This is a genomic window from Thauera terpenica 58Eu (assembly GCF_000443165.1).
Lineage (GTDB): Bacteria > Pseudomonadota > Gammaproteobacteria > Burkholderiales > Rhodocyclaceae > Thauera > Thauera terpenica.
On the sequence record NZ_ATJV01000093.1, the window covers coordinates 1 to 7,919 of the forward strand.

Consider the following 7,919-nt stretch of genomic DNA (forward strand, 5'->3'; position numbering starts at 1 on the left):
CTTCGCTCGCGCTGCCATGCTCGACCTCAAACCGTCAGGAAGTCCGGCGCCGCCGGGATGGATGACATTTTATTGCACCAACGCCGGCGCCGTCGCTCCGGCAACGGCCGCACCGATTACCTGCTGTGCGTGCAAGCGGGCGATATGCCGAAACCGCTGCCCGTCGGTGTGATCGAGGCCAAGGCTGAAACCGAAGATCCGCTCAAGGGCATGGAGCAAGGCAAACGTTACGCCGAGTGCGTGCGTTTTGCTGTGCAGTACGTATTCGCCACCAACGGTCACTGGTACGGCGAATTCGATCTCGGCACGCAGATGCCAGATGGCCCCTTTCCGTTTCCCGACTTCCCCTCTCATGACGACCTGACGGCACGTTACGCCACGGACACCGGCATCAATCTTTCCGCGCCCGAGGCCGCGATGTTGTTCATGGCGGATTCCGCCGCCTTCAACAAACCGCGCTACTACCAGGATGCCGCCATCCGCGCCGCGTTCGAAAAGGTGTTGCGGTGCCGCAAGGATGGCGAACCCGCCCGCGTGCTGCTTTCTCTCGCCACGGGCGCGGGCAAGACAGTGATTGCCGCCAACCTGCTGTGGCGCCTGCACGAGGCTGGTCAGTTGGCCAAGCCAGCCCTGTTCCTGTGCGACCGCGATGAATTGCGCGAACAGGCCTGGGAAAAGCTCAGCAAGGCATTTCCCAAAGGCAGCGTGCGCATCGTCAAAACCGAGCGCGGGCAGAACGCCGCCAAAAATGCCAAGGTTCACATTGCCACCTACCAGACCCTGGGCCTGGACGACGAAGACCAGAGTTACGCCAGCTTTCTCACCGAGCACTACCCGGAGAACGCCTTCTCGGTCATCGTCATTGACGAGTGTCACCGTTCGGCCTGGGGCCGCTGGTCTGAGGTGCTCAAACGCAACCCGGACGCCATCCACATCGGCCTGACCGCCACGCCGCGCCAGTTGCGTGAATCCAAGCACCAGACCGCCGACGATGTCGCCATCACCGCCAACAACCTTGGCTACTTCGGCGACCCGGTCTACGAATACACGCTGATCCAGGCGCAGGAAGATGGTTATCTGGCGGCCTGCGAAATCGTCAAGCTCAAACCCTCCATCGACTGGAAGACCTTCACCCGCGAGGAGGTGCTGGCGGCAAAGCCCATTGATGCGCGCACCGGCAAATACATCCTGCCCGAAGACCTCAAGACGCAGTACGTCGCCAAGAATTTCGACGACGACATCCTGCTGCCCGAGCGCATCAATGCGATGTGCGCCGACTTGTTCAAGCGCCTGTGCGAACACGGCGGGCCAGAGCAGAAAGTCATCATCTTCTGCACCCGCGACCTGCACGCCGACCGGGTGGCCATGCAGATGCAGCGCTTGTACGCGGCATGGTGCAAGGAAAACGGCCAGACGCCCAAAGACCACTACGCCTTCAAATGCACCGCCGAGGGTGGCTCGGACCTGATCGAGCCCATGCGCGGCTCCGGCGAGCGCTGCTTCATCGCCTGCACCGTGGACCTGCTGGCAACGGGCGTGGACATCGAGCGCCTGAACGCCGTGGTGTTCTTCCGCTACCTGGAATCGAGCATTCTGTTCTACCAGATGGTCGGGCGCGGCACCCGAATCCATGAAGAAACGCAGAAATACAAGTTCTGGCTCTACGACTACACCGGCGTCACCGATCTGTTCGGCACCGACTTCATCACCGCACCGGCCAAACCGCGCATCAAGAAACCGGGCGGTGACGATGGAGGGGACGGAGGTGATGACGGCGGCGGTGGCGGTGATGACCCGCTGCCCCTGCCCGAGATCAAGACCGGGCACGACGGCACGGTGGTGATGCAGGGCCGCTACATCCTGCAGGAACGGCTGGTCGATGGTGTGCGCCGTGAAGTGGCGGTGCCACTGGACGAATACCGGCAGGAAATGGTGGCCCGCGTGCTGCGCGAGGCCGCCACGCTGCACGACTTCCGTGGCTTGTGGGTGGAAACCCAGAAGCGCCGTCAGTTGATCGACCACCTGCTGGGCGAGCACTACTCGCCCGACACCGTGCGCGAGCTGATGGGCCTGGCCGAATGCGACCACTTCGACCTGTTTGCCCACTACGGCTACCGCGAGAAAGCCCTCAAACGCCCCGAGCGCGAGGCGGCTTACCTGAGCGCGCAGGTGCCGTGGTTTGCGTCGGTCGATGACAAGACCGCCATCGTGCTCAAAGGCATCGGCCACCAGTTCGGCCTGGGTGGCACTGACGCGCTGGAATCCGAATACCTGTGGGACATGCCCGACATCCGCCGTGCGGGCGGACTGGCGGCGCTGCGCCCGCTGGGCAAACCGGCCGATGTGCTGCGCGAGGCGAAGGTGAGGTTGTTTGGGGTATGAGTGAAGCACTGTGTCTCAGGGCCCACCCGGTGGAATTGCGCGTGTTATCCAGCGTCGCCAGAACAGGAAGCGGGACTACGCCTTCCCGGAGTCGGAAGGACTATTGGTCGCCCGCAACGACGCCTTGGGTGAAAACCGGGGAAATTGCGTTTGCCCCCATCAAAAGCACGGAGGAGTCGGTTTCAGATATCGCGCTGACGGAGTGCTCTTTGCCAGTCCTTCCAATCGGCACGGTGCTCGTGGCGATGTATGGGCAAGGAAAAACACGTGGTCAGTCGGCAGTATTGGAGGTTGAGGCCACAACCAATCAAGCATGCTTTGCGATCTTCCCGAACGAATCTTTTGACCCTTACTACCTTCAGTATTGGCTACGCTATTCCTATGAAAAATTGCGGAGTGCTTCGGACGGGCGCGGAGGCAATCAATCGAACCTGAATGGCGAAATTCTTGGTTCTGTCGAAGTACCGTGGATTCACAGAACTGCACAGACCAACATCTCTGCGCATCTGCAATCCCAACTCGCCGCAGTCGAAGACGCTCGTCAAGCCGCAACCGCCCAACTGCGCGAACTGACCCAGCTCGCCAACGCCATCGTCCGTGAGACGCTGGCCCACCCCGACACCGAAACCCATTCTCTAGGTGACGTGCTGATCGAAGTCAAGCAAGGCATTGGCAGCGGCTGGGCCGACTTCCCAGTGCTGGGCGCGACCCGCGACGGGCTGGCGCCCGCCAAGGAGCCGGTGGGCAAGAACCCTGAGCGCTACAAGCCCGTGACTGTGGGTACGGTGTTCTACAACCCGATGCGTATCCTGATCGGGTCGATCGCGATGGTTGATGAGGGCGACGCGCCGGGCATCACGAGCCCCGACTACGTGGCCCTGCGCGGGCGCGAGGGCCTGGTGGACTCGCGCTGGTTCTACTACTGGCTGCGCTCCCCCGATGGCGAACGCTGCATCGCGTCGCTGGCGCGCGGCGCGGTGCGCGAACGGATGTTGTTCAACCGTCTGGCCGAAGGCGAGATCGCGTTGCCGCCGTACCCGGTGCAACAGGCCGCCAGCCGGGCGCTGGCCGAGTTGCGACCGATGAAGGCCGCCGTCGAGGCCCGCCTGCGCGAGATCGAGCGCCTGCCGCAACGGCTGCTGGCGCAGGTTTTTGATTTTGAGGAGGAGACTGAAGATGCCTGACAAATCCATCGCTCACCAGCACCACGCCACCTTCGAGGGCATCCGCCACGTCGACGACGAGGGCAACGAGTTCTGGCTGGCCCGTCCGCTGGCCAAGGTGCTGGACTACTCTGAGTACCGCCACTTCCTGCCCGTGGTGGAGCGTGCACGCGAGGCCTGTCGCAACAGCGGCCACCCGGTGGCGGACCATTTCGAGGACATCCTCGAAATGGTCGAAATCGGCTCAGGCGCCAAGCGCGAGCTGCCCGACGTGCGCCTCTCGCGCTACGCCTGCTACCTGATCGTCCAGAACGGTGATCCGAGCAAGCCGGTCATCGCCAACGGCCAGACCTACTTCGCGATGCAGACGCGCCGGCAGGAGCTGGCGGACGACGCCAAGTTCGCCCAGCTCAGCGAGGACGAGAAGCGCCTGGCCATCCGCAACGAACTGGCCACTCACAACAAGCACCTGGCAGCAGCGGCCAAGAGCGCGGGCGTGGAGACGTCGCTGGACTACGCCATCTTCCAGGATCACGGCTACAAAGGGCTGTACGGTGGGCTGGGCAACAAGGAAATCCACGCACGCAAGGGCCTGAAGAAGAGCCAGAAGATTCTGGACCACATGGGCAGCACCGAGTTGGCTGCCAACCTGTTCCGCGCCACGCAGACCGAGGAGAAGTTGCGCCGCGATCAGGTGCAGGGCAAGACACAGGCCAACAAAACGCATTTTGAGGTGGGCCGCAAGGTTCGACAGACGATTCAGGAGCTCGGCGGCACCATGCCCGAAAACCTGCCCAAACCCGACACCAGCATTCAGCAGATCGAATCTGCGAAGAAGAAGCTGGAGAAGAAAAAGCCTTGATGGCACGAGACCCTGATGGCCAGACCCAAGAAAAACGCTGAGGGCGATACCTCAAGCAGCAAGCGGGGCAAAGCGCCCAAGACCATTGCATCGACGCAGTCGCTGTCGAGCTTCGTCAAATCAATCTGCGACATCATGCGCAGGTCCAACTGCGCCAGCGCGCTGCAGTACGTGCCGGAACTGACGTGGATTCTGTTCCTGCGCATCCTCGACGCCCAAGAGGCCCGCGACAGGGAAGCCGCCGAGGCGGTGGGCCGGCCCTATAGCCCCGCCTTGCGTGAACCCTACCGTTGGCAAGATTGGGCGGCGCCCTTCGACCTCGAAGCCAACGCGCTTACCCCCGAGGGGCGTCACGTCGGCTGGAAACGCGAAGCCCTGAAGGCGAAGGTGGGCGACCTGTTCGCCTTCATCAACAAAGAACTGCTGCCTTACCTGCACGGGCTGGACATCGTGCGTGAAGGGCCGAACGCAGGCCAGCCCAACCCGTCCGCCAGCCCCAAGCAACGGGTGATTGGCCGCATCATGACGGCGGTCGAGCGGGTTCGCGTCGATTCCGAAACCGACTTTGCCAACATCCTTGATCTGGTCCATCAGATCAGCATCGATCACATCGACGACACGCATTTCTTCACGCTGTCGCAAGTGTACGAAGACCTGCTGCTGAAGATGGGTGAGAAGAACTCCGATGGTGGTCAGTTCTTCACCCCTCGCGAAGTGGTACGGGCAATGGTGCGCACGCTCGATCCGCACCTGGGCGAAGCGGTCTACGACCCCTGTTGCGGCACGGGCGGCTTCTTGGCCCAAGCCTACGACTATCTCGCGCGCCGAATGGGGCAGGACGCGTCGGCTACCGATCTGGCGCGATTGAAGCACGACACCTTCTTCGGCCGCGAAAAGGAGAACCTGGTGTTCCCCATCGCGCTGGCCAATCTGGTGCTGCACGGCATTGACCAGCCCAACCTCTGGCACGGCAACACCTTGTCGGGCGCGCCCACCTACGATGCGCTTTTTGAGCAGGCACCCGCTACCTTCGACGTGATCCTGACCAATCCGCCCTTCGGTGGCAAGGAGGGCAAGGACGCGCAGAAGAACTACAGTTTTGAGACGAGTTCCACGCAGGTGCTGTTTGTGCAGCACATCCTGTCCGAGTTGAAGGCACCGATGGACGGCAGGACGGGTGGCCGTTGCGCCGTGGTGCTGGACGAAGGATTGCTGTTCCGGACCAATGAATCGGCCTTCGTCGAAACCAAGCGCAAGCTGCTCGACGAATGTGATTTGTGGTGCATCGTCAGCCTGCCAGGCGGTGTGTTCTCGACGGCGGGTGCGGGCGTCAAAACCAATCTACTGTTCTTCACCAAGGGCAAGAAGACCGAGCGCATCTGGTACTACGACCTGTCGCACGTCAAGGTGGGCAGGAAATCCCCGATGACTCTTGCCCACTTTGGCTGGGGTTCTGCATTCGAGGTGCTGGACGACACCGCGCTGCCTACGACCTTGGTTGGCGAATGGCGTGATCAGGAGGGCAATGCCGACAAACCGTTCCCAACATTCGCACGCCTGCTGGCCCAGCGTGGCACTGATGGTGCCGAGTCGGACTTCTCTTGGACCGTCGACTTTGCAGGGAAGCGTGCCAAAGCCCGCGAGGACATGGCACCTCATTTGGCAGAGGTCGAACGCCTGAAGACTGAAGCGGTCACGCTCAAGGATCGGCTGACTGCCTTGAAGAAAGCCAATGCGAGCGACGATGAAATCGTCCAATGCCGCGATCAGTTGTTGGCTGTCGAGAAGTCGGCCCGGGAATCCCAAGCAGCAGCCGACCTCATCGATGCCGCTACTTTCGACCTCAAGGCTGTCAATCCTCGGGCACGGGTTGAGCGTGACGAACGCGCCCCAATCGAAATCCTCGATGCTATTGAGAAACACGGGCGCGGCGTCGATAAAGCGCTTGCACGATTGCGGCATTTGACCTCTGTTGTCCTGGCAACAGCGGGTTGATCACCACAGGGGAGGATTTATGGCCGATGACGCACTGTCACAAGCGGATGCTGAAACCTTGTTGCGTATGGACAAGAAGCCTGCAACGTCGGACGCTTTCCAGTTTCCCGATCTAGGTGGGCGCATCGAGGTGCCATTGGTGTCGCGCGATGAGCGTGAGCGTTTTTCTCTGGACATCAACCGCAAGCGCATTGCGCTGACCACGGGATTTCAAGCACGCGGGCGGCAAGTCATTGTGCTGGCCCGGCTCGACTTTGCGGCACCGCATCGCAACCCGGACGGCACCGAAGTCGGTGTGCCTCATCTGCACGTCTATCGGGAAGGATTCGGCGACAAGTGGGCGGTGGAAATTCCGACGGGAATGCTCAGCAAGCCGGATGATGCTTGGCAGGTGCTGCATGACTTCATGAACTATTGTGGCGTCGTTGAGCGGCCCAATATCGTGCGAGGGTTGTTTTCATGAAAACCACGGACGACCTGATCCGCAGCTATTACGACTGGCTGAAAGCCAAAACGGCGTGGCGGGAGATCAATGACTGGGTGGAGATCACCACACCATACCTGGACCGCCACAATGACTACATCCAAATCTATCTGCGCCAGCAGGGCAATGAATGGGTGCTAACCGATGATGGCTACACGCTGGCGGATCTTGCACAGTCTGGCTGCGAAATCGACACGCCACGCCGCAAAGCGCTCCTGACCGCCACACTGAATGGTTTTGGCGTACAGCAGAGTTTTGATTCGCTGGAAATCAAGGCTACTGAGGATAATTTTCCACTACGCAAGCACAGCCTGGTGCAGGCGATTCTGGCCGTTAACGATCTGTTCTACGTGGCCCGAGCCAATGTCGAAAGCTTCTTCTTTGAAGACGTGGCACTCTGGCTGGACGATGCCGACGTGCGTTACACGCCGAGGGTGAACTTTGTAGGGCACAGCCGCTACAACCATCAGTTCGATTTCGTTGTGCCCAAGTCCAGGCAAGCGCCAGAGCGGATTCTGAGGGTCATAAACAACCCCAACAAAGACAACGCCCAAAGCGCCGCGTTCGCATGGGTGGATACCAAGGATGTTCGGCCTGCTGACTCCCTGGCGTTCGCCGTGTTGAATGATCGGGATCGCAAGGTCAGCGACGCCGTGCAGGATGCCTTGCGCAGCTATCACATCACTCCGATTGCCTGGTCGAGGCGTGAGGAGTTTCGCGAGCGTTTGGCTGCGTGAGAGTTTGATGGCCAACGCGGATGCGCTTACCGTCCTTCAGGCCGAGAACGCCCGCCTGATCAGTCTGCTCGAATCACACGGTATCGAGTGGCGGCTGCCGCCGCAAACCGCCCCTGTGGCGCATGAGCCGGAGCTGTCCAGGCTTTCCACTGCTAAGAAGGTGACTCTGTTTCGGCGCCTGTTTCGCGGTCGCACGGATGTTTTTCCGGTGTAAGCGCTCCACAAACCCCATTCTTCCCGGATTCGCTAGGCCGTGATCAGATGCTCGGCCTTGAGATTCCAGGGCAGGAGGGCCT

At 61.1% G+C, this 7,919-nt stretch carries 7 protein-coding genes; all 7 read left to right on the forward strand.

All coding sequences use genetic code 11. The features are described from left to right. The first annotated feature begins 57 nt into the window (after positions 1-57). Genes M622_RS36875 through M622_RS36900 form a run of 7 tightly spaced genes read left to right on the forward strand, consistent with a single transcriptional unit; the run spans position 58 to position 7,837 of the window. On the forward strand, positions 58-2,382 hold the full coding sequence (locus tag M622_RS36875; RefSeq protein ID WP_021250762.1) for a DEAD/DEAH box helicase family protein: 2,325 nt from the start codon (positions 58-60) through the stop codon (positions 2,380-2,382). Continuing rightward, on the forward strand, positions 2,379-3,566 hold the full coding sequence (locus tag M622_RS39495) for a restriction endonuclease subunit S (RefSeq protein ID WP_084520804.1): 1,188 nt from the start codon (positions 2,379-2,381) through the stop codon (positions 3,564-3,566). The genes M622_RS36875 and M622_RS39495 overlap by 4 nt, the downstream gene beginning before the upstream one ends. Then, positions 3,559-4,407 (forward strand): DNA damage-inducible protein D, encoded by an 849-nt coding sequence (gene dinD, locus M622_RS36880; RefSeq protein WP_021250764.1) that lies wholly within the window; start codon positions 3,559-3,561, stop codon positions 4,405-4,407. Before M622_RS39495 ends, dinD begins: the two co-directional genes overlap by 8 nt. Before the next feature lie 15 nt (positions 4,408-4,422). After that, on the forward strand, positions 4,423-6,402 hold the full coding sequence (locus M622_RS36885; protein ID WP_021250765.1) for a class I SAM-dependent DNA methyltransferase: 1,980 nt from the start codon (positions 4,423-4,425) through the stop codon (positions 6,400-6,402). Positions 6,403-6,421: 19 nt separating this feature from the next. Next, positions 6,422-6,865 carry a DUF6978 family protein gene (locus tag M622_RS36890; RefSeq protein ID WP_021250766.1) on the forward strand — a complete coding sequence of 148 codons (444 nt, stop codon included), beginning with the start codon at positions 6,422-6,424 and terminating at the stop codon, positions 6,863-6,865. Then, positions 6,862-7,623, forward strand: a complete 762-nt coding sequence (locus M622_RS36895; protein ID WP_021250767.1) for a DUF1829 domain-containing protein — start codon at positions 6,862-6,864, stop codon at positions 7,621-7,623. Before M622_RS36890 ends, M622_RS36895 begins: the two co-directional genes overlap by 4 nt. A gap of 7 nt (positions 7,624-7,630) precedes the next feature. Then, a complete protein-coding gene (locus M622_RS36900; RefSeq protein ID WP_021250768.1) occupies positions 7,631-7,837 on the forward strand; it encodes a hypothetical protein in 207 nt (68 codons plus the stop codon). Positions 7,838-7,919: the final 82 nt, after the last annotated feature.